Below are 18,994 nucleotides of genomic sequence, written 5' to 3' on the forward strand. Positions count from 1 at the left end.
TTTGCCGCTGCTGGCGCGCGTGCATGGCCGTGCTGAAAAGGCGCGAAATGTTCGTCCGTTCTTGCTTTTGTGCCTTCTTGGCCGACGCTGGCGATGCGATAATCGGGCAGCGATATTTACCGAAAAAAGGATAGCAAGATGATGCTGCATATACCCGGCGTGCTGACGCCGGAACAGGTGACGCATTTCCGCCAGCGCCTGGCGCAGACGGACTGGGTCGACGGACGCGCCAGCGTCGGAGCGCAAGGCGCGCAAGTCAAGCGCAACCGCCAGCTGGCCGAAGGTTCGCCGCTGGCGCTGGAGCTGGGCGAGATCGTCAGCCGCGCGCTGATGGCCAATCCGCTGTTCTTTGCCGCCGTGCTACCGCTGCGCATCCTGCCGCCATTCTTCAACAGCTATGCGGGCGGCGAGCACTATGGCCTGCACATCGATGGCGCCATCCGCACGCCGAAAAACGGCATGCAGTCGATGCGCGCCGACGTCTCGTCGACCGTATTCCTCAGCGAGCCGGAGGAGTACGAAGGCGGCGAGCTGGTGGTGGTCGATTCCTACGGCACGCACGAAGTGAAACTGCCGGCCGGCGACGTGATCGTGTATCCGTCGAGCAGCGTGCATCAGGTGCTGCCCGTTACCAGCGGCGAGCGTATCTGCTCCTTCCTGTGGACGCAAAGCATGGTGCGCGAGGACTGGAAACGCAGCATGCTGTTCGAGCTCGATCAGAATATCCAGAGCGTGCGCGCGGCGCATGGCGATTCACCGGCGACGGTGGGACTGACGGGGCATTATCACAATCTGCTCAGAATGTGGGCGGAGATGTAAGGCTGGGGTCAGACCCCCGGCGACGTTGGCGCTGAACTGGGCGTTGGCGGTGTTGAGGGTCTGACCCCATAGCAGGCAAAAAAAAGTCTGCCTGGCCCGGGGATGTAGGCTGGCAGACTGAAACAAGCAAATCGCTTGACTAAAACGGGCGCAAAAAAGCAAGCAGGGCACAGGGTGCGGTGCTTGCGGGCTGGCAGCGGCGCAAGTGCCGCCGGAAGGCTAGCTCAGTTGGAAGGTCAGCGGCACGAGCACGTACACGGGTACGGGCTTGCCGTTTTCGATCATCGGCTTGAACAGCGCGCGCTGGGCGGCCTGGCGGCCCGCTTCATCAAGGTTGTTGTAGCCGGTCGATTTCTGGATCAGGATTTGCTCGGGCAAGCCTTTTTCATTGATCAGGATGCGCAGCACGACGGTGCCGCTTTCGCCCAGACGGCGCGACAGATTCGGGTAGATCAGTTGCGGCGCCTTGATGTATTCGACGCTGCTGACGGTGCGCGGTGTCGAAGGTGCTGGCGGCGTCGGCGATGGTGCCGCTGGCGCTGTTGGTGCGGCGGTGGCGACAGGTGCTGCTTCGGCGCGCGTCGGCTGCGGCGGCGTGATCGTCGGTTCGCTTGGCGCCACGGCGATCAGCGGCAGCGGCGGGATCACGGCGCGCGGCACGGGCGCGCTCAGTTCCACGGTTTTCGGTACGGACGGCGCCGGCGGTTTCGGCGGCGCCGGCGGGGCGATGATGCTGATGGTCGTGATGGTCGGCATGGCCGCCGTGACGACGCGGCTCAAGAGCCCGCTCTGGATCGCGTAAAAGCCGGCGATATGCAGGACGACGATGGCCATCAGCGGCGCGAATTTGTTGCGCTTCTTGTCGAAGTCGGCAAATTGCTGCACGGCCTGCACCGTTACGGGCGGGGGCATCATCGTCATGGCATTCATCGCTTTCTTAGTTTGTCAGTACAGCTCGCATCAATACGGTTTCTTGCAGCGCCACGGTGGCGTTCAGGTGATCGTTCAGCACTTCCCGCGCGCAGGTGTGGCATTTGCCGCAGCAAGTGGCCACGCCCAGGTCGCGGCGCAGTTCGGCCATGCTGGACAGGCCAAGATCGACGGCTTGACGGATTTCACGATCAGATATGTTGTTGCAGACACATACAATCATTGATACACCTTCTGGCTGGAGGATGAACAGACACTAGTGCTTGGAAGCATTGTTGCTAGTGTTTTAATGAGAATCATTATCATTACGTTTCATTGTCGCGCAAAGTGCGGGACAATGCAAGCGATTTTGATCAAGTGTGCGGCAGTTGGCGGCCTGGCGCGGCGCATCGATATGCCATTTTTTCGGATGGTGCAGCCCTTGATGGGGGCGGCTCTCCGGGCTAAATAAAAACTATTCGCATTCATGTTTATAATGCTGGTATTGTCTCGGACGGTCGCCGTCCGGACAGTTTGAAAGGCCGCTTGTCGGTAATGCGCAACAGTTGCGTTTTACCTCACAACACCCACGTCAAACACGATGCGCCACGCGCAGCAGTCTGTCCCCGGTGTTCTTAATTTGAACGGAATTTGCTCATGACTCTAGTTCCACCCATGATGACGCTCGACGCGCTGGCAGTTGGCCAGAGCGGCACGGTGTTGCATATCACGCCCCACACGGCAGGACAGACGGAGGACGGCGTCGACCTTGTCCGCCGCCTGATGGAGCTGGGATTCGTTCCCGGCGAACGCATCCGTATGCTCAAGCGCGGCATTCCCGGCGGCGATCCGCTGGCCATCAAGGTGGGCAATGCCACGTTCGCGCTGCGCCGCTTCGAAGCGGCGCTGATTACGATTCAACCGCTGCTTCAACCGGAATGACCATGGGTGCTGTCGAAACAATCGTCGATGCGGGCGTGCACAAGCCGCCGCATCAGCCACAAATTGCCTTGCTGGGCAATCCGAACTGCGGCAAGACCGCCCTGTTCAACCGTTTGACGGGCGCGCGCCAGAAAGTGGCGAACTACGCCGGCGTCACCATCGAGCGCAAGGAAGGCCATTTCACGTCGCCAAACGGCAAGCCCGTGCGCGTGCTTGACCTGCCGGGCGCCTACAGCCTGTCGGCCACCACGCCCGATGAAGCGATCACGCGCGACGTGGTGGGCGGCTTGCGCCGCGGCGACCCGCGCCCGGACGCCATCATCTGCGTCGTCGACGCCACCAATTTGCGCCTGAATCTGCGCCTGGTGCTGGAAGTCAAGCGCCTGGGCCTGCCCATGCTGCTGGCGCTGAACATGACGGACGTGGCGCGCAAGCGCGGCATGCTGATCGACACGGCCAAGCTGTCGGCCGAACTGGGCATGCCCGTGGTGGAAACCATCGCGGTGCAGCACGATGGCGAAAAAGCCCTGCTCGACGCCATCGACGCCATGCTGCCGCTGCCGGTGGTGGAAGCGAAACCGCTGGCGGCCATCGATGCCGTCAGCGTCGAAGAAACCCAGCGCGAAGTGCGCCGCATCCTGGCCGCCGTCAGCAACGACACGCGCGACAGCGGCAACCTGACGGAAAAGATCGACGACGTGGTGCTGCACCCGGTTTTCGGTCCCATCATCCTGGCCGTGCTGATGTTCCTGATCTTCCAGGCCGTGTTTGCCTGGGCCGCCACGCCGATGGAAATGATCACCGATGGCGTGGGCCACCTGGGCGCCCTGCTGACGGCAAACATGCCTGACGGCCACCTGAAAAGCTTGCTGGTGGAAGGCATCATCGGCGGCGTCGGCAGCGTGCTGGTCTTCCTGCCGCAGATCCTGATCCTGTTCTTCTTCATTCTGAGCCTGGAAGACTGCGGCTACCTGCCGCGCGCGGCCTTTTTGCTGGACCGCCTGATGGGCGGCGTGGGCCTGTCGGGCCGCGCCTTCATCCCGCTGCTGTCGAGCTTTGCCTGCGCCATTCCCGGCGTGATGGCGGCGCGCACCATCCAGAATCCGCGCGACCGCCTCGTCACCATCATGATCGCGCCGCTGATGACATGCTCGGCGCGCTTGCCCGTGTATGCGCTGATCATCGCCGCCTTCATTCCGGAACGCCAGGTGTGGGGCTATTTGAGCCTGCAAGGCCTGGTGCTGTTCGTCTTGTACTTTGCCGGCATCATCTCGGCCATGGCCGTGGCCTGGGTCATGAAGCGCAGCATGGGCGTGCGCGGCAACCAGCCGCTGCTGCTGGAACTGCCGGCCTACCACTGGCCGCATTTGCGCAACCTGGCCGTCAGCCTGTGGGAGCGCGCGAAGATCTTCCTCACGCGCGTCGGCACCATCATCCTGAGCCTGATGATCATCCTGTGGTTCCTCAGCACCTTCCCCGGCCCGCCGGACAACGCGATCCACCCGCCGATCTATTACAGCCTGGCCGGCATCCTGGGCCGCGGCCTGGAAGTGATCTTCGCGCCGATCGGTTTCAACTGGCAGATCTGCATCGCGCTGGTGCCGGGCATGGCGGCGCGCGAAGTGGCCGTCGGCGCCCTGGGCACCGTGTATGCGCTGTCGCAAACGGGCGACGCGCTTGCCACCACGCTGGAGCCGCTGATCGCCCATTCGTGGTCGATGGCCACGGCGCTGTCCCTGCTGGCCTGGTATGTATTTGCGCCGCAGTGCCTGTCGACCCTCTCCGTGGTGAAACGCGAGACGGGCGGCTGGCGCTATCCGCTGCTGATGGCCGGCTACATGTTCGCCCTGGCGTATGCCGCCTCGTTCATCACGTACCGCGTCGCCCTGTTGCTGGGCGCTTAGGAGAAAAGCATGTGGCAAACCCTCATCGTCGCCCTGATCGTCGCAGCCGCGCTGCTGCATTTTTCGACCAAGTACCTGCCGGCGGGCGTGCGCCGCGCCATCGTGCGCGGCCTCGTGCGCTGCGGCCTCGATGAGGCGAAGATGTCGACCTTCTTCAAGGTGGCGCCCGGTTGCGGCAGTGGCTGCGGTTCCTGCGGCTCCTGCGACAGCCCGCCGCCGCCGTCTGCCACGCCACCGGCCGACGGCAGCAGCAAGCGTGTGATCCTGATGCAGGTGCAGCGCTAGGGCTTGTATTTCAGTGTAGCCACGGGCGCGCCTGTGGGCTACACTGGGCTTTCCGCATGGCAAGGAGTGGCAATGGCGATACTGTTGATCTTCATGTTTCTGTTTGCGGTCGCCACCTGGCTGCTGGCCAGCCGGCGCGGCCGCCACGGGGGACTCTGGTTCGGCATCGGCCTGTTCCTCGGTCCGTTTGCCTTGCTGGCGGTGGCGGCCCTGCCGCCCGTTGCGCCAAGCTGAATGAAAAAAACCCGCGCATGCGGGTTTTTTTACGTCTGCAGCGCTGCGCTTACGCTTTGCCGGCCAGCTTGTCGACCACCGGTACCAGCGCGGCCGGGCGGCAGCCGAAGGCGGCCAGGCGGCCTTGCGCGTCGGGCGCCAGGTCCAGGTCATACGGCAGACGGCCCGCCACCAGCCACAGTTTATCGTGCGGCAGGGCCTCGACCAGGCGGCGCTGGCCGTCGACGAACATGGCGTTATACGTTTGCAGCACGATCTGCCGCGCGCCTTGCGCAAAGGCGATGGCTTCATTGACCTCGTCGTCCAGCGCCTCGGCCGACAAGGCATATTCGCGCACGTCCAGGCCCGCTTCGAGCAGCGCAGGCAGCATCGAGCTGCGCGCTTCCTTGTTGCGGCCCAGCGCCACTTCGTCGATTTCGCTGCGCGAGCGCACTTCCACCGTCAGCAGGGTCACGGGCAGGCTGGCGTCGAGCGGGCGGTAGTCGCCCTGCACGCGCAAGGCGGCCTTTTGCAGCAGCTGCGACAGGGCCATGGCGGCCGGCTGCATCAGCGCCGGCGGGGTGACGGGGCGTGTGCGCCAGTCGCGCACGGCGCGGTTGCGCTTGAGTTCCGCCACGCGCGCGCAAGCCGCGTCGATGCGGGCGATGGCAATGTCGCCGCGCTCCACGGCGGCGATGACGGCGTCGATGGCGGCCGTCTGCTGCGCTTCGCGGTGCGAGATGAGGACGATGTCGGCGCCAGCCTGCAAGGTGGCGATGGCGCCCTGGGCGATGCCGATGCCGTCGGCAATCGCCGCCATCTCCAGGCAGTCGGTGATGACGACGCCCTGGTATTTCAACTCGCCGCGCAGCAGGTCCGTCAGCACGCCTTTCGACAGGGTGGCCGGCACACTGGTATCGGCCTCGAAAGCGGGGAAGACCACGTGCGCCGTCATGATGGCATCGACGCCGCCGGCAATGGCCGCGCGGAACGGCGCCAGTTCCACGGCGCGCAGGCGTTCCTTGTCGTGCGGGACCAGGGCCATGGCGTAATGCGTGTCGGTGGCCGTGTCGCCGTGGCCGGGGAAGTGCTTGGCCGTGACGGCCACGCCGTTGGCGCGCTGGCCGCGCATGGCCGCCATGCCGTAGTCGATGACGGTGGCGGCATCCTCGCCATACGCGCGCACGCCGATGACGGGGTTGTTGCGGTTGTTGTTCACGTCCAGCACGGGCGCGAGCAGCATATTGATGCCCACCTGGCGCATTTCATCGCCACTGATCTGGTTCATGCGTTCGCAGTCGTCGATGGAGCCGGCCGCCTGGAAGGCCATTGCCGCAGGAATCGGCGTGACCCCCTGTTCGATGCGCATCACCATGCCGCCTTCCTGGTCGATGGAGATCAGCAGCGGGGTGTCGGACACTTCCGCGTTGATCTCCTGCAGTTCGCGGCACAGGGCGGACACTTGCGCGGGCGTATGCACGTTGCGGCGGAACAGGATCACGCCGCCCACCTTCTTTTCGCGTATCAAGGTCTTGATATGCTCGTCCGCCTGCAGGGCGTCGAAGCCCACCATGAATAGCTGTCCTATTTTCTCGCGCAAACCCTGTTCCATGCTGCAACTCCTCCGGTATTCATTCTGATGACGACAAGTCCGTATTCTGGCCCCTGGTGACGCGTCTGGACAATCACCGGAAAAGCTGCCTTGGTTTTATACTTATTTTGGTATTGTATTGGATTTGGATATTTGCGCAAGTGGTTATTAAGTGGTATTGCTAAACTTGCGCAACGGCGCCGTCAATCGAGGCGCTGGAACGAGACCGATTGCGCCTTTGGCCAATACAGGCCGAACACGGGCGGCAGTTGCGGCAGCTGGCTCGGGTCGAGCAGCTGACCCGCTTCCAGGAACGGCAGCAGGGCCGACGCCAGTTTCACCTGGTTCGGCGAAATGCGCCGCACCAGGTGGTGCGGGCGCAGCTCCTGCGGGTGCGCCAGGCCGGCGGCGGCGATCAGTTCGGCCAGCGCCTTCATGGTGTTCTGGTGGAAGTGCGCCACGCGGGCGATCTTGTCGGGCACCACCAGCGCGCGCTGGCGTTGCGGGTCTTGCGTGGCCACGCCTGTGGGGCAGCGGTCCGTGTGGCAGCTTTGCGACTGGATGCAGCCCAGCGCGAACATGAAGCCGCGCGCCGAATTGCACCAGTCGGCGCCCAGCGCCAGCAAGCGGGCGATGTCGAAGGCCGTGATGATCTTGCCCGAGCAGCCGATCTTGATCTTCGCGCGCAGGTTGGCGCCCACGAGGGTGTTATGCACGAGCACCAGCGCTTCCTGCAGCGGCGTGCCCACATGGTCCGTGAATTCCAGGGGCGCGGCGCCCGTGCCCCCTTCGCTGCCGTCGACGACGATGAAGTCGGGCGTGATGCCCGTTTCCAGCATGGCTTTGACGATGGCGAAGAACTCCCACGGATGGCCGATGGCCAGCTTGAAGCCCGTCGGCTTGCCGCCGGAGAGCGTGCGCAGGCGGTCGATAAAGTGCAGCATTTCCAGCGGCGTGGAAAAGGCGCTGTGCGCGGCCGGCGAGACGCAATCCTCGCCCACCATCACGCCGCGCGTGGTGGCGATCTCGATCGTCACTTTCGGGCCCGGCAGCACGCCGCCGTGGCCGGGCTTGGCGCCTTGCGACATCTTCAGCTCGATCATTTTCACCTGTTCCGAGCTGGCGTTGGCGATGAAGCGTTCTTCGGAAAACGTACCGTCCTGGTTGCGGCAGCCGAAGTAGCCGGAGCCGATTTCCCACACCAGGTCGCCGCCGTTTTCGCGGTGGTAGGGGCTGATGCTGCCTTCGCCCGTGTCGTGCATGAAGCCGCCGCTGCGCGCGCCGCCGTTCAGGGCCAGGATGGCGTTGGCCGACAGGGCGCCAAAGCTCATCGCCGAGATATTGAAGACGCTGGCCGAATACGGCTTTTCACGTCGGCAATCCGGATGGTTGCCGATCTCGATGCGGAAATCGTGGCCCGTCACCTTGGCGGGCGCGATGGAATGGTTGATCCATTCATAGCCCGCTTCATACACGTCGAGCTGGGTGCCGAACGGACGCTTGTCCGTCTGTTCCTTGGCGCGCTGGTAGACGATGCTGCGCTGGCTGCGCGAGAACGGCGTCGCTTCGCTGTCGCTTTCCAGGAAATACTGGCGGATTTCGGGGCGGATGCTCTCAAAAAAGAAGCGGAAATGCGCGAGGATGGGGTAATTGCGGCGCAGGGCGCGCTTCGTTTGCAGCAGGTCGCTGATGCCGACCAGGGTCAGCGCACCGGCCAGCACGGGCAGCCAGTAATGATCGTAGTAAAACAGGGACAGGACAAAGATGGCTGCCGTCGCAATGAAGGTCAGGTAGCGAAATGGTACTAGGTGCATGGGCACTCCGGTGAAGTCAGACTGGTAAAGCCGAGTCTACCTTCGATTCGCCGAACGTGCTGGAGGGAAAGAAAGCGGCGCCCGGTGGACGCCGCGTGAAGACTTAGCGCTGTGCGGCGCGGATACGCTCGACACGCTCTGCGCTGGCCGGATGGCTAGACAGGTAGGGCGTGCCGTGATCCAGCTTGCCCAGGGCGACAAACACTTGCGCCAGGTGTTCCAGTGGAATAGCGTTCTGGCGCAGCATGGCAATCGCGTAGTCGTCCGCCTCGCGCTCGACGTCCCGCGAATACTTCAAGTCCAGCAGCAACGGCGGCAAGGTCGCCACCACGGTTGACACGTCGCCGAACAGCAGCGCCGCGCCGGCGCCCACGGCCGACGTCTGGATCAGGCGGCGCGTCAGGTGGCGCTGCTGCAAATGGCCCAGTTCATGCGCCAGCACGCCCATGATGGCATCGTCGTCCGGCATCAGTTCCACCATTTCATCGGTCAACACGATGTCGCCGGACGGCAGGGCGAACGCGTTCGGACCGATCTTGCTCTTGCGGAAAACGATGCGGTGCTCGGGCGTGCTGTCGCCGGGCGTGGCCAGGCGCGCGAACCGGGCGCGCAAGGCTTGCTGGCGCGCGTCAGCGAGCTTGCTTGCCTCAAACACGTGTTCGTCGAGGAAATCGAGCACGCCCTGGCCCAGCTGGCGCTCGACGGACTGGGGAATCGCATACGCGACGCCCTTCGCCACGACCGGCAGCAGGTACTGATAGCTGAGCCACAGCGCCAGCACGGTGGCGACCGTGGCCAGCAGGGCGCCGCGCCAGCTTTGCTGCAGCCGCACCACCCAGCCATCGCGGTGGCCCGTGTCATGCAGCATGTCGTTGAAGGCCGCCTGGTCGGCGATCTCCAGATAGGCGCCGTCGGGAAAGCTGACCTTGCGCACGGCATGGCTGCTGCGTTCGGACACGTGCAGCTCGCCCAGCGGGGAGCTGCGCTCGATATCGCCGGCCAGCACGGCCATGCCATCGCGCACGCTGAGCGTGACGTGGTACAGGCGCGAGGTCTGGCCGTCGAAATAGCGCGCGGGCACGGGAGCCGCGCCCGGCGCTTGATTGTCGAGCGTCATGCTACAGCGACAGGTCGAAGTCCAGCAGGTCGACCATGCCTTCGCCCGTGGCCGACACTTGCTCGCCGGTGGCGGCGACAAAGGCGTCGAGGCTGCCATGCACCAGCATCGAGGTCGCTTCCAGGCGGTACTTCAGCCAGCGCACGTGGGCGAATGGCGAAAACAGGCCCAAGGTGACGACGATGCCCAGCAGGTTGGTCAGCATGATGAAGGTGGTGCGGCCCCACGTCAGCTGCGACTGGAACTGGTGCTGCTGCAGGCGCGTATGGTTCCAGATCAGGTTCTGGATCATGGTCAGGAACAGCGGCAGCACGATAAAGGCCCAGGCATACAAGGCGGCCACGGCGCCGAAGATGCTGCCGGCCTTGGTGACATCGTTGGCATTGGTGGCAAACGTGGCGAAGACGCTGGCGAAGACGACAAAGATCAGGACCAGGAAACCGGCCAGCAGCAGGGCGAAGAACAGCAGGTACGTCTTGTAGAAGCTGCCGACCGAGGCGTCGAAGCTGAAGTTGCTGCTGCCGAAGCGGCTTTGCGTGTGCTGGAAGCGCTTCAGGCGCTGGTGCAGGAACGGCGTCATCAGGCCAGCCGTGAAGGTGTTCAGGATGGGCAGCCACAGGAAGTATTTGTAGGCTTCTTTGGCGCTGCCGTCAAAGCCGAAGCGGATGCCGCGGTAGCTGGTGTTGTACAGCTTGAATTGCAGGCTTTTCCACACCAGCCATGGCAGCACGGCCATCATCAGCACGAGCATGATCAGGCCGATGATGGGCGAGATCTGGAAGGCGATGTTGTAGCCGCCGATCAGTACGACGGCCGCGATGCGGCCCTTCAGGATGGCGACGGCATTGCCGTGGTATTCGAAGCTGCTGCCAGCCAGGTGGGTGCTGGAATAGAAATAGCGGTTGCGGCGCACCTTGGCCCAGGCGGAATAAATGCCCAGGGTGACGATGCTCAGCAGCAGGTTGACGATCCAGATGCGGAAGTATTCGCTGCCCGTGGCGCTGAAGGTGATGGCTTCGCGCTTGGGCGTGGTGTTGTTGGTGTCGAAATCCACAGGGGGTTTCCTTACTTATTGGAAACAAAACAAGATAAGGGAAGATTGAAAAGTTATCAATTGAAAATACTGTTTTTCGCAATTTTTTTTGCAGATTCCCTTGCGCCGCCCCGATCCGGCCGTCCCGGCTATACTGGAACTCAACCATCGCTTAACGGGAAAACCATGATCGTCGTCCATCATCTGAACAATTCGCGCTCGCAGCGCGTGCTCTGGCTGCTCGAAGAACTGGGCCTCGATTACGAGGTCAAGCGCTACCAGCGCGACCCGAAAACCATGCTGGCGCCCGCCTCGCTGAAGGCCGTCCATCCGCTGGGCAAGTCGCCCGTGATCACCGATGGCGCCAACACCATCGCCGAATCGGGCGCCATCATCGAGTATCTGGTCGAGCGCTACGGCAATGGCCGCTTGATCCCGGCGGCCGGCACGCCGGAGAAGCTGCGCTGGACCTACTGGCTGCATTTCGCGGAAGGCTCGGCCATGCCGCCGCTGCTGATGAAGCTGGTGTTCGACAAGGTCGAATCGTCGCCGATGCCGTTTTTCGTCAAGCCAATCGCGCGCGGCATCGCCAGCAAGGTCAAGAACAGCTTTATCCTGCCCAATATCAACAGCCAGCTGGCCTACATGGAAGCGGAACTGGAGAACAGCAAATGGTTTGCCGGCAATGAATTCACGGCGGCCGACATCCAGATGAGCTTTCCACTGGAAGCGGCGGCCATGCGCGGCGGACTCGACGAGCGCCTGCCGAAGCTGACGGCGTTCCTGCAGCGCATTCATGCGCGGCCAGCCTATCAGCGGGCGCTCGAACGTGGCGGGCCCTACGATTTCGCCAAGTGAGAACGCCTAACCAAACCTACTGCGCGTCGCGACTTGCGGCCTGCGATGCTCACCGTACTTGAGTACGGTTGCGCTTCTTAGCCACAATTCACTTCCGCTCGCTACGGTTTTGTTAGGCGTTGTTACGCCGCGTAAAACCTGCCAAGCGGAATTCGCGGGGAATAGTGCTTGCTCCATACGGTAAAATGATCGATTCAACCAGTATCCATTTACCGCATGGCCAGACTCCTCGCTATCGACGGCTTGAATATCGTACGCCGCGTCTACGAAGCCAGTCCTGAACCCGATTCCGACCTGAAGGCGGAGATCGCGCTGCGCCATGCGCTGTCGTCGTTCCGCACGCTCATCAACGACCACGAGCCGACGCACATCCTGCCGGCCTTCGACTTTGGCGGCCCGACCTGGCGCCACGCCCTGTATGCCGGTTACCGCGAGGGGCGCCAGCCCATGCCGCAGGTGCTGCGCGACGCCTTGCCTGGCTTCTACGCCACCCTGGCCAGCTTCGGCATGCACGTGGTCAGCATTCCCGAGGTCGAGGCCGACGACGTGATCGGCACGGCCGTCATGCGCTGGCTGCACGAGGGGCGCGGCGCGGCCGTCATCGCCACCACCGACAAGGATTTGCATGGCCTGATCGCCCATGGCGCCCTGGTGTGGGACCACTTCAAGGGCGTCTGGCACGACCACGCCTGGGTCGAGAAAAAGTTCGGCGTGCCGCCGGAACTGCTGCCCGACCTGCTGGCACTGATGGGCGACGTCACCGACAGCATCCCCGGCGTATCGAAGATCGGCCTGAAGACGGGCGCAAAACTGTTGCGCGCCTACGGCAATATCGACGCCGTGATGGCCGGCGCGGGCATTTTGCCCGGTGCGCTCGGTGAAAGCCTGCGAAAAGAGCGGGAAATACTGTATCTTTCAAGAAAGTTAGTTGCGCTCAAGACGGATGTCACGTTGGGCGTCACCTGGAACAAGCTGGTGTGGGAAAAGTAGAGCGCCCAAAAAAAGCTCATGGCGTTGTTGCCTTGCCTCGTCGTACATTCGTACTGCCTTCGGCAACGCGCCTAGCCCTGAGCATTTTGATGGGCGCTCTCTGAGTGGAACTCGCAATAAAAAATCAAGCAAGGGAAGTAAATCATGATGTTAAAGACAGTCCTGATCGATAGCAGCGCCGTGGCGCGCGGCCTGCTGAACACGGTCCTGACCGATGGCGGCTACGATGTCTGCGGGCAGACGCATACGAGCGCGCTGGGGCTGGCGCTGCTGGTCAAGCACCATCCGCATTTCGTCTGCATCGCGCGCGAGCAGGTGGAAGACGGGACCAACGTGGTGCAGACCATCCGCGCCCAGTATCCGAAGACGCTCATTTTCATGGTCTCGGGCGGCATCGACGCCACCTCGCTGCAGGCGGCCCTCGCCATGGGCGTGTCGGGCTTCATCGTGAAACCGTTCATGGCCGACACGGTCCTGAAAACCGTGCGCAATACGGTGATCGCCATGGTGCGCAAGCAGCAGGCTTTGGCCGCCGCCGCGCAAGGCAATAGTTAGACGCCAGCCAGGCCCGTCGCGCTGGCGATGATGCCGCCGCCGAGGCACACGTCGCCGTCGTACAGCACGGCCGACTGGCCAGGCGTGACGGCCCATTGCGCCTGGTCGAAGGCCAGGCCGAAGTGTTCATTCCCATCCGGCAGCAGCTGGCAAGCCACGTCGGCCTGGCGGTAGCGCGTCTTGGCGCTCAAGGCGCCCGCTTGCGGCGCCACACCGGCTACCCAGCTGGCCTGGTCTGCCGTCAAGGCCGGCGACAGCAGCCACGGGTGGTCATGACCCTGCACCACCCACAGGGTGTTGTTGGCGATATCCTTGCGCGCCACATACCAGGCGTCGCTGCTGCCGTCCGCGTTCTGGTACGACTTCACGCCGCCGATGCCGATGCCCTTGCGCTGGCCCAGGGTATAAAAACTCAGTCCCACATGTTCGCCCACGGTCTTGCCGTCGGCCGTTTTCATCGGGCCCGGCTTGTACGACAGGTAGCGGTTCAAGAATTCGCGGAACGGGCGCTCGCCGATGAAACAGATGCCCGTCGAATCCTTCTTCTGCGCGTTCGGCAGCGCCAGTTTTTCAGCGATCTTGCGTACTTCCGTTTTCGGGATTTCACCGAGCGGAAACAGGGTTTTCGACAACTGCGCCTGGTTCAGCCGGTGCAGGAAGTAGCTCTGGTCCTTGCTGGCGTCGACGGCTTTCAGCAGTTCATAACGGCCTGCGTCGGTCGGCGCCTGGCGCACGCGCGCATAGTGGCCGGTGGCGATCAGGTCGGCGCCCAGGGTCATGGCGTGGTCAAGGAAGGCCTTGAATTTGATTTCGGCGTTGCACAGCACGTCCGGGTTCGGCGTGCGGCCGGCCTGGTATTCGCGCAGAAAATCGGCGAACACGCGGTCCTTGTATTCGGAGGCGAAATTGACGGCTTCGATATCGACGCCGATGACGTCGGCCACGCTGGCCGCGTCGATCCAGTCCTGGCGCGTGGAGCAGTATTCCGAATCGTCGTCATCTTCCCAGTTTTTCATGAACAGGCCGATGACTTCATAGCCTTGTTCCTTCAGCATCCATGCCGCGACCGAGGAATCGACCCCGCCCGACATGCCGATAACGACTTTCTTCTTGCTCATCTTGCTTTCCAGTGTACTTTAGATAATGTTGCTATGCGCTATTGAAAACGGACGCATGCGTGTGCAGCAGGGCCAGCGGCGCGCGCCTGCCAGCCAGGTATTCGTCCACGCACTGCAGCACCAGCGGGCTGCGGTGGCGCTCCTGGCACGCGGCCAGCTCGTCGCGCGTCATCCACAAGGTGCGGATGATGCCTTCGTCCAGCGGGCGGTCATGCTCGGCGCCGGCCGTGCCGCAAAAGGTGAAGCGCAGATAGGTCACGTCCTCGCCCGTGCGCAAGGACTGATAGCGCGACATGTACATGCCGACCAGTGCCGTGGGGATGAAATCGTAAGCCGCTTCTTCCAGCGTTTCGCGGATCACCGCCTGCTCCAGCGACTCGAACGGGTCGAGGTGGCCGGCCGGCTGGTTGATCTTGATGCCTTCGCTGGTCTCTTCTTCAATCAGTAAAAACAGGCCGTCGCGTTCGACGATGGCGGCAACGGTGACAGAGGGTTTCCAGATTCTCGGCATGATTCCATCCTTGAAAGAGCCGACATTTTATCTTGTTCTGCGCGCGCGGTTTGAAGCCGGCCTTTTGTTGCGCGGACATATTGATAAATGACAACGTTTTAGCAAATAGCGGTGGGAGGTACTTACGTCTTTCCCGGGGAGCGCACTAGCATGGGGGCTTAGTCGGCAAGAGGGTAGCAAGCGCCCGCTAATATAGGCTTTCCCTGTGGTCAAAACAAGCGCGTACGCGTGCTCGACTGTGGTGAGATTGACACACCTTTCCCACAATATGGTCGCCATACCGCATGGCGGAACAAGGATTGGTATTACGGGTAAATTAGTGTCGTACGACTAAAAGTTGCTGCTTCACAAACGTTTAACGCGCTGCTTTCCGTGTTAGATTCTAGTCAGTTTATCAATTAGCGGAGGCATCATGAGGATAGGCATACCGGCCGAAACACGGCCTGGTGAAACGCGGGTGGCGGCAACGCCCGAGACAGTCAAGAAGCTGGCAGCCAAGCATCAAGTCGTCGTGCAGTCGGGAGCGGGCCTGCAAGCCTCGATTCCCGACGACGCCTATGCCGCCGCCGGCGCGCAGATCGGCACGGCCCAGGAAGCCTATGGCTGCGCCATCGTGCTCAAGGTGCGCGCGCCCGATGCCGATGAACGGGCCCTGATGGCCAGCGGCACGGTGCTGATCGGCATGTTGAACCCGTTTGACGCCGACAATATCGCCGCCATGGCCACGGCCGGCCTGTCCGCCTTCGCCCTGGAAGCCGTGCCGCGCATTACGCGCGCGCAGTCGATGGACGTGCTGTCCTCGCAGGCGAACATCGCCGGCTACAAGGCCGTGCTGGTGGCCGCGAATACCTATCAGCGCTTCATGCCGATGCTGATGACGGCGGCCGGCACCGTCAAGGCGGCCCGCGTGCTGATCATGGGCGTGGGCGTGGCAGGACTGCAGGCGATCGCCACGGCCAAGCGCCTGGGCGCCGTCATCGAAGCGTCCGACGTGCGCCCGCCCGTCAAGGAACAAGTGGAGTCCCTGGGCGCCAAATTCCTCGACGTGCCTTTCCTCACCGATGAAGAAAAAGAGATCGCCAAGGGTTCGGGCGGCTATGCGCGCGCCATGCCGGCCGACTGGATGCGCCGCCAGGCCGAACTCGTGCACGAACGGGCGAAACTGGCCGACATCATCATCACCACCGCGCTGATTCCCGGCCGCGCCGCGCCCGTGCTGATCTCCGAAGAAACGGTGAAAGCCATGAAACCGGGCTCCGTCATCGTTGACCTGGCCGTCGAGCAGGGCGGCAATTGCCCGCTGTCGGAACTGGGCAAGACCGTGGTCAAGCACGGCGTCCACATCGTGGGCGAGCCGAACCTGGCCACCCTGGTGGCGGCCGACGCTTCGGCCCTGTATGCGCGCAACGTGCTGGACTTCTTGAAGCTCATCATCGACAAGGACGATCAATTGCTGATCGACCGCGAGGATGAAATCATCAAGGCCAGCCTGGTTTGCGCAGGCAATGACATCCTCAGAAAATAACGCGGCGCCGGAGAGAACAACATCATGGAAATCAGTCACACCATCACCAACCTGATCATCTTCGTGCTGGCCATTTATGTCGGCTACCACGTCGTCTGGACCGTCACGCCGGCGCTGCATACGCCGCTGATGGCCGTCACCAATGCCATTTCCGCCATCATCATCGTCGGCGCCATGCTGGCGGCCGGCCTGACCGATGGCCCGCTGGCGCAAGTGGCCGGCACCCTGGCCGTCGCGCTGGCCGCCGTCAACGTGTTCGGCGGCTTCCTCGTCACGCAGCGCATGCTCGAGATGTTCCGTAAAAAAGAACCGAAGGCCAAGCAAGGAGCAAAAGAATGAGTCACGCCATGAGCTTCGTCACCATGAACCTGGTGACGATGATGTACCTGATCGCCTCGGTGTGCTTCATCCAGGCCCTGAAAGGCCTGTCGTCGCCATCGACGGCGCGCCGCGGCAATGCCTTTGGCATGAGCGGCATGGCCATTGCCGCCGTCACCACCGTGGCGCTGATCCTGAAACTGAAGGAGCAGCAAACGGGCGGCATGGGCCTGACCCTCGTCATCATCGGCATCGTCACGGGCGGCGCCATCGGCGCCTACCTGGCGAAAACCGTGGAAATGACGAAGATGCCGGAACTGGTGGCGGCCATGCACTCGCTGATCGGCCTGGCCGCAGTGTGCATCGCCGTGGCGGCCGTGTCGGAGCCGTGGGCCTTCAATATCGCCAAGCACGGCGAGGCGCTGCCCATCGGTAACCGCTTCGAACTGTTCATCGGCACCTTTGTCGGCGCCATCACGTTCTCCGGTTCCGTGATCGCCTTCGGCAAGCTGTCGGGCAAATACAAGTTCCGCCTGTTCCAGGGCGCGCCCGTCAGCTTCAAGGGCCAGCACATGCTCAACCTCGTGCTGGCGCTGGTGATGGTGGGCCTGGGCCTGGCGTTCTGCTTCGCCGATGGCGTCGAACCGGCGTGGACGCCGTTCATCGTCATGACCCTGATCGCCTTTGCGCTGGGCGTGCTGATCATCATCCCCATCGGCGGCGCCGACATGCCGGTGGTGGTGTCGATGCTCAACAGCTACTCGGGCTGGGCTGCGGCCGGCATCGGTTTTTCGCTGAATAACTCGATGCTGATCATCGCCGGTTCGCTCGTGGGATCGTCTGGCGCGATCCTGTCGTACATCATGTGCAAGGCGATGAACCGCTCGTTCTTCAACGTGATCCTCGGCGGCTTCGGCGGCGATGCGCCGGCGGCCGGTGTGGCAGGTGCGCAGGAACAGCGTCCCGTGAAATCGGGTTCGGCCGACGATGCCGCCTTCATCATGAGCAATGCGGAAACCGTCATCATCGTGCCCGGCTACGGCCTGGCCGTGGCGCGCGCGCAGCACTCGCTGAAGGAACTGGTGGAAAAACTCACGCACAAGGGCATCACCGTCAAGTATGCGATCCACCCGGTGGCGGGGCGCATGCCGGGCCACATGAACGTGCTGCTGGCCGAGGCGGAAGTACCATACGACCAGGTCTTCGAGATGGAAGACATCAACGGCGAATTCGGCCAGACGGACGTGGTGCTGGTGCTGGGCGCGAACGACGTCGTCAACCCGGCGGCGAAGGACCCGAAATCGCCGATCGCCGGCATGCCGATCCTGGAAGCGTATAAAGCCAAGAGCATCATCGTCAACAAGCGCTCGATGGCGTCCGGCTATGCGGGCCTGGACAACGACCTGTTCTACCAGCCGAACACGATGATGGTGTTTGGCGACGCCAAGAAGGTGATCGAGGATATGCTCAAAGCCGTCGAATAAGCACGGCTTGCAGCGACCGGACGGCCCGCCTTGCGCGGGCCGTTTTTATTGGGCCGCCACTACCTTGTTGCGGCCCTGGTGCTTGGCCGCATACAGAGCCTTGTCGGCATCGGACATGGCCGCATCCAGCGTGGCGCCGGCCGTCAGGGAGGCCACGCCGATGCTGATGGTCACCTGCAGTTCGCCGCCATCGGGCAACGGCGTGATGGCGGCGGCCACGGCGGCGCGGATGCGTTCGGCCACCCTATGCGCCTGCTGCAGGCTGGCGTCGGGAAACAGCAGGCCGAATTCCTCGCCACCGAGGCGCGCCGCCACGTCGGTGATGCGTCCCGTGTCGCGCAGCGCCTGCGCCACCGTGCGCAGTACGGCGTCGCCCACGGCATGGCCGTAGCGGTCGTTGATCTTCTTGAAATGGTCGAGGTCGGCCACGCCCACGGTCAAGGCGGCGCCGCTGCGCGCCGCGCGCGCCATCGCCTGCTCGGCTTGCGCTTCATACGCGCGCCGGTTCGGCAGCGACGTTAGCGCATCGTGCAGCGCCTGCTGTTCCAGCTGCGCCAGCAGGCTGGCGTTTTTGGCCGCCAGTTCGCGCCGTTCGCGCACATCGAGCAAGAAGGCGCCGAAATAGCGGATGCCGTCGACCACGCCCAGGTCCATCGCCTTCATTTCGATGGGGATCATCTGCGTGTCGCGGTGGCGGATGGCGAATTCGCGTATCTTGCCCAGCACGCTGGACGTGCGCGAGCTGCGGATGTAATTGATCACGTGATTGTCGTGCTGCGCGCCGACGGCGTCGGGTAGCAGGCCGTTCAAGGTCTGGCCCAGCAATTCCCCGCTCGCATAGCCCGACAATGCCTGCATGGCGCCATTGATATAGCGGATGCGGCAATGCTCGTCGATGATGATGACGGCGTCGAGGGCGTCTTCCAGCAGGCGGGAAAAGAGCACTTCGGGAAGAGCGGCAGGCGGTGCTGCGGGCAATACATCTGTCATGGAACGGTCGCCAAAAGC

The 18,994-nt window shown here is 63.1% G+C and carries 20 protein-coding genes; 11 read left to right on the forward strand and 9 right to left on the reverse strand.

Features of this window, described 5'->3' with window-relative positions; translation table 11 throughout:
- Nucleotides 1–138 precede the first annotated feature (138 nt).
- Nucleotides 139–819: a Fe2+-dependent dioxygenase gene (locus JAB6_RS11180; RefSeq protein WP_070302854.1), complete on the forward strand. Its 681-nt coding sequence runs from the start codon at nucleotides 139–141 to the stop codon at nucleotides 817–819.
- Nucleotides 820–1,038: 219 nt separating this feature from the next.
- On the opposite strand, the gene JAB6_RS11185 is transcribed toward JAB6_RS11180, so the two are convergent.
- Both JAB6_RS11185 and JAB6_RS11190 read right to left on the reverse strand, forming a co-directional pair.
- Nucleotides 1,039–1,740, reverse strand: a complete 702-nt coding sequence (locus JAB6_RS11185) for an energy transducer TonB (RefSeq protein ID WP_051990857.1) — start codon at nucleotides 1,738–1,740, stop codon at nucleotides 1,039–1,041.
- 16 nt (nucleotides 1,741–1,756) lie between these two features.
- Entirely contained in the window at nucleotides 1,757–1,972 is a 216-nt protein-coding gene (locus tag JAB6_RS11190; RefSeq protein WP_034745611.1) for a bacterioferritin-associated ferredoxin, read from the reverse strand.
- Nucleotides 1,973–2,385: 413 nt separating this feature from the next.
- On the opposite strand from JAB6_RS11190, the gene JAB6_RS11195 reads away from it, so the two are divergent.
- The 4 genes from JAB6_RS11195 (at nucleotide 2,386) to JAB6_RS29310 (ending at nucleotide 5,093) form a co-directional block, all read left to right on the forward strand.
- Nucleotides 2,386–2,670, forward strand: a complete 285-nt coding sequence (locus JAB6_RS11195) for a FeoA family protein (RefSeq protein WP_034745614.1) — start codon at nucleotides 2,386–2,388, stop codon at nucleotides 2,668–2,670.
- 2 nt (nucleotides 2,671–2,672) lie between these two features.
- Nucleotides 2,673–4,574, forward strand: a complete 1,902-nt coding sequence (locus JAB6_RS11200; RefSeq protein ID WP_070302855.1) for a ferrous iron transporter B — start codon at nucleotides 2,673–2,675, stop codon at nucleotides 4,572–4,574.
- A gap of 9 nt (nucleotides 4,575–4,583) precedes the next feature.
- On the forward strand, nucleotides 4,584–4,859 hold the full coding sequence (locus JAB6_RS11205; RefSeq protein WP_070302856.1) for a hypothetical protein: 276 nt from the start codon (nucleotides 4,584–4,586) through the stop codon (nucleotides 4,857–4,859).
- A 72-nt stretch (nucleotides 4,860–4,931) separates the two neighbouring features.
- On the forward strand, nucleotides 4,932–5,093 hold the full coding sequence (locus JAB6_RS29310) for a hypothetical protein (protein WP_157814699.1): 162 nt from the start codon (nucleotides 4,932–4,934) through the stop codon (nucleotides 5,091–5,093).
- Between the two features lie 49 nt (nucleotides 5,094–5,142).
- On the opposite strand, the gene nagZ is transcribed toward JAB6_RS29310, so the two are convergent.
- From nagZ to JAB6_RS11225, 4 genes are all read right to left on the reverse strand, one after another.
- On the reverse strand, nucleotides 5,143–6,684 hold the full coding sequence (nagZ, locus tag JAB6_RS11210) for a beta-N-acetylhexosaminidase (protein WP_070302857.1): 1,542 nt from the start codon (nucleotides 6,682–6,684) through the stop codon (nucleotides 5,143–5,145).
- A 182-nt stretch (nucleotides 6,685–6,866) separates the two neighbouring features.
- Nucleotides 6,867–8,477 (reverse strand): FMN-binding glutamate synthase family protein, encoded by a 1,611-nt coding sequence (locus JAB6_RS11215; RefSeq protein ID WP_070302858.1) that lies wholly within the window; start codon nucleotides 8,475–8,477, stop codon nucleotides 6,867–6,869.
- Nucleotides 8,478–8,580: 103 nt separating this feature from the next.
- Nucleotides 8,581–9,594, reverse strand: coding sequence for a M48 family metallopeptidase (locus JAB6_RS11220; RefSeq protein ID WP_070302859.1), 1,014 nt, complete (start codon nucleotides 9,592–9,594; stop codon nucleotides 8,581–8,583).
- Nucleotide 9,595: 1 nt separating this feature from the next.
- Entirely contained in the window at nucleotides 9,596–10,648 is a 1,053-nt protein-coding gene (locus JAB6_RS11225; protein WP_051990721.1) for a YjgN family protein, read from the reverse strand.
- A 165-nt stretch (nucleotides 10,649–10,813) separates the two neighbouring features.
- Between JAB6_RS11225 and JAB6_RS11230 the strand changes: the two genes are divergently transcribed.
- From JAB6_RS11230 to JAB6_RS11240, 3 genes are all read left to right on the forward strand, one after another.
- Nucleotides 10,814–11,485, forward strand: coding sequence for a glutathione S-transferase family protein (locus JAB6_RS11230; RefSeq protein ID WP_070302860.1), 672 nt, complete (start codon nucleotides 10,814–10,816; stop codon nucleotides 11,483–11,485).
- 216 nt (nucleotides 11,486–11,701) lie between these two features.
- The gene (locus JAB6_RS11235) at nucleotides 11,702–12,475 is read left to right on the forward strand and encodes a 5'-3' exonuclease H3TH domain-containing protein (protein ID WP_034778849.1); all 774 of its coding nucleotides are present in this window, start codon (nucleotides 11,702–11,704) and stop codon (nucleotides 12,473–12,475) included.
- Nucleotides 12,476–12,622: 147 nt separating this feature from the next.
- Nucleotides 12,623–13,030 carry a response regulator gene (locus tag JAB6_RS11240; protein ID WP_070303021.1) on the forward strand — a complete coding sequence of 136 codons (408 nt, stop codon included), beginning with the start codon at nucleotides 12,623–12,625 and terminating at the stop codon, nucleotides 13,028–13,030.
- Here the strand turns inward: JAB6_RS11240 and mnmA are convergent.
- Together mnmA and JAB6_RS11250 are read right to left on the reverse strand one after the other, a co-directional pair.
- Complete coding sequence (gene mnmA / locus JAB6_RS11245; RefSeq protein WP_070302861.1) at nucleotides 13,027–14,148, reverse strand: tRNA 2-thiouridine(34) synthase MnmA; 1,122 nt, start codon at nucleotides 14,146–14,148, stop codon at nucleotides 13,027–13,029. The genes JAB6_RS11240 and mnmA overlap by 4 nt on opposite strands.
- Nucleotides 14,149–14,179: 31 nt before the next feature.
- Nucleotides 14,180–14,659, reverse strand: coding sequence for an NUDIX hydrolase (locus JAB6_RS11250; protein ID WP_034745637.1), 480 nt, complete (start codon nucleotides 14,657–14,659; stop codon nucleotides 14,180–14,182).
- A 412-nt stretch (nucleotides 14,660–15,071) separates the two neighbouring features.
- On the opposite strand from JAB6_RS11250, the gene JAB6_RS11255 reads away from it, so the two are divergent.
- Genes JAB6_RS11255 through JAB6_RS11265 form a run of 3 tightly spaced genes read left to right on the forward strand, consistent with a single transcriptional unit; the run spans nucleotide 15,072 to nucleotide 17,986 of the window.
- On the forward strand, nucleotides 15,072–16,184 hold the full coding sequence (locus tag JAB6_RS11255; protein ID WP_070302862.1) for a Re/Si-specific NAD(P)(+) transhydrogenase subunit alpha: 1,113 nt from the start codon (nucleotides 15,072–15,074) through the stop codon (nucleotides 16,182–16,184).
- Between the two features lie 24 nt (nucleotides 16,185–16,208).
- Nucleotides 16,209–16,523 (forward strand): NAD(P) transhydrogenase subunit alpha, encoded by a 315-nt coding sequence (locus tag JAB6_RS11260; RefSeq protein WP_034745644.1) that lies wholly within the window; start codon nucleotides 16,209–16,211, stop codon nucleotides 16,521–16,523.
- A gap of 8 nt (nucleotides 16,524–16,531) precedes the next feature.
- Nucleotides 16,532–17,986 carry an NAD(P)(+) transhydrogenase (Re/Si-specific) subunit beta gene (locus JAB6_RS11265; protein WP_058048033.1) on the forward strand — a complete coding sequence of 485 codons (1,455 nt, stop codon included), beginning with the start codon at nucleotides 16,532–16,534 and terminating at the stop codon, nucleotides 17,984–17,986.
- Between the two features lie 45 nt (nucleotides 17,987–18,031).
- On the opposite strand, the gene JAB6_RS11270 is transcribed toward JAB6_RS11265, so the two are convergent.
- Nucleotides 18,032–18,976, reverse strand: a complete 945-nt coding sequence (locus JAB6_RS11270; RefSeq protein ID WP_081368390.1) for a sensor domain-containing diguanylate cyclase — start codon at nucleotides 18,974–18,976, stop codon at nucleotides 18,032–18,034.
- Nucleotides 18,977–18,994 lie beyond the last annotated feature (18 nt).

Origin of the sequence: Janthinobacterium sp. HH104 (assembly GCF_001758715.1) — a bacterium.
GTDB classification, from domain to species: Bacteria; Pseudomonadota; Gammaproteobacteria; order Burkholderiales; family Burkholderiaceae_D; genus Janthinobacterium; species Janthinobacterium aestuarii.

Bases quoted from the DNA above. Each gene is read 5' to 3' on its own strand.
- JAB6_RS11215 (WP_070302858.1), bottom strand. From the start codon at position 8,477: ATGCACCTAGTACCATTTCGCTACCTGACCTTCATTGCGACGGCAGCC.
- JAB6_RS11200 (WP_070302855.1), top strand. From the start codon at position 2,673: ATGGGTGCTGTCGAAACAATCGTCGATGCGGGCGTGCACAAGCCGCCG.
- JAB6_RS11205 (WP_070302856.1), top strand. From the start codon at position 4,584: ATGTGGCAAACCCTCATCGTCGCCCTGATCGTCGCAGCCGCGCTGCTG.
- JAB6_RS29310 (WP_157814699.1), top strand. From the start codon at position 4,932: ATGGCGATACTGTTGATCTTCATGTTTCTGTTTGCGGTCGCCACCTGG.
- JAB6_RS11220 (WP_070302859.1), bottom strand. From the start codon at position 9,594: ATGACGCTCGACAATCAAGCGCCGGGCGCGGCTCCCGTGCCCGCGCGC.
- JAB6_RS11270 (WP_081368390.1), bottom strand. From the start codon at position 18,976: ATGACAGATGTATTGCCCGCAGCACCGCCTGCCGCTCTTCCCGAAGTG.
- nagZ (WP_070302857.1), bottom strand. From the start codon at position 6,684: ATGGAACAGGGTTTGCGCGAGAAAATAGGACAGCTATTCATGGTGGGC.
- JAB6_RS11190 (WP_034745611.1), bottom strand. From the start codon at position 1,972: ATGATTGTATGTGTCTGCAACAACATATCTGATCGTGAAATCCGTCAA.
- mnmA (WP_070302861.1), bottom strand. From the start codon at position 14,148: ATGAGCAAGAAGAAAGTCGTTATCGGCATGTCGGGCGGGGTCGATTCC.
- JAB6_RS11230 (WP_070302860.1), top strand. From the start codon at position 10,814: ATGATCGTCGTCCATCATCTGAACAATTCGCGCTCGCAGCGCGTGCTC.
- JAB6_RS11180 (WP_070302854.1), top strand. From the start codon at position 139: ATGATGCTGCATATACCCGGCGTGCTGACGCCGGAACAGGTGACGCAT.
- JAB6_RS11240 (WP_070303021.1), top strand. From the start codon at position 12,623: ATGTTAAAGACAGTCCTGATCGATAGCAGCGCCGTGGCGCGCGGCCTG.
- JAB6_RS11255 (WP_070302862.1), top strand. From the start codon at position 15,072: ATGAGGATAGGCATACCGGCCGAAACACGGCCTGGTGAAACGCGGGTG.
- JAB6_RS11235 (WP_034778849.1), top strand. From the start codon at position 11,702: ATGGCCAGACTCCTCGCTATCGACGGCTTGAATATCGTACGCCGCGTC.
- JAB6_RS11260 (WP_034745644.1), top strand. From the start codon at position 16,209: ATGGAAATCAGTCACACCATCACCAACCTGATCATCTTCGTGCTGGCC.
- JAB6_RS11250 (WP_034745637.1), bottom strand. From the start codon at position 14,659: ATGCCGAGAATCTGGAAACCCTCTGTCACCGTTGCCGCCATCGTCGAA.
- JAB6_RS11195 (WP_034745614.1), top strand. From the start codon at position 2,386: ATGACTCTAGTTCCACCCATGATGACGCTCGACGCGCTGGCAGTTGGC.
- JAB6_RS11185 (WP_051990857.1), bottom strand. From the start codon at position 1,740: ATGACGATGATGCCCCCGCCCGTAACGGTGCAGGCCGTGCAGCAATTT.
- JAB6_RS11265 (WP_058048033.1), top strand. From the start codon at position 16,532: ATGAGCTTCGTCACCATGAACCTGGTGACGATGATGTACCTGATCGCC.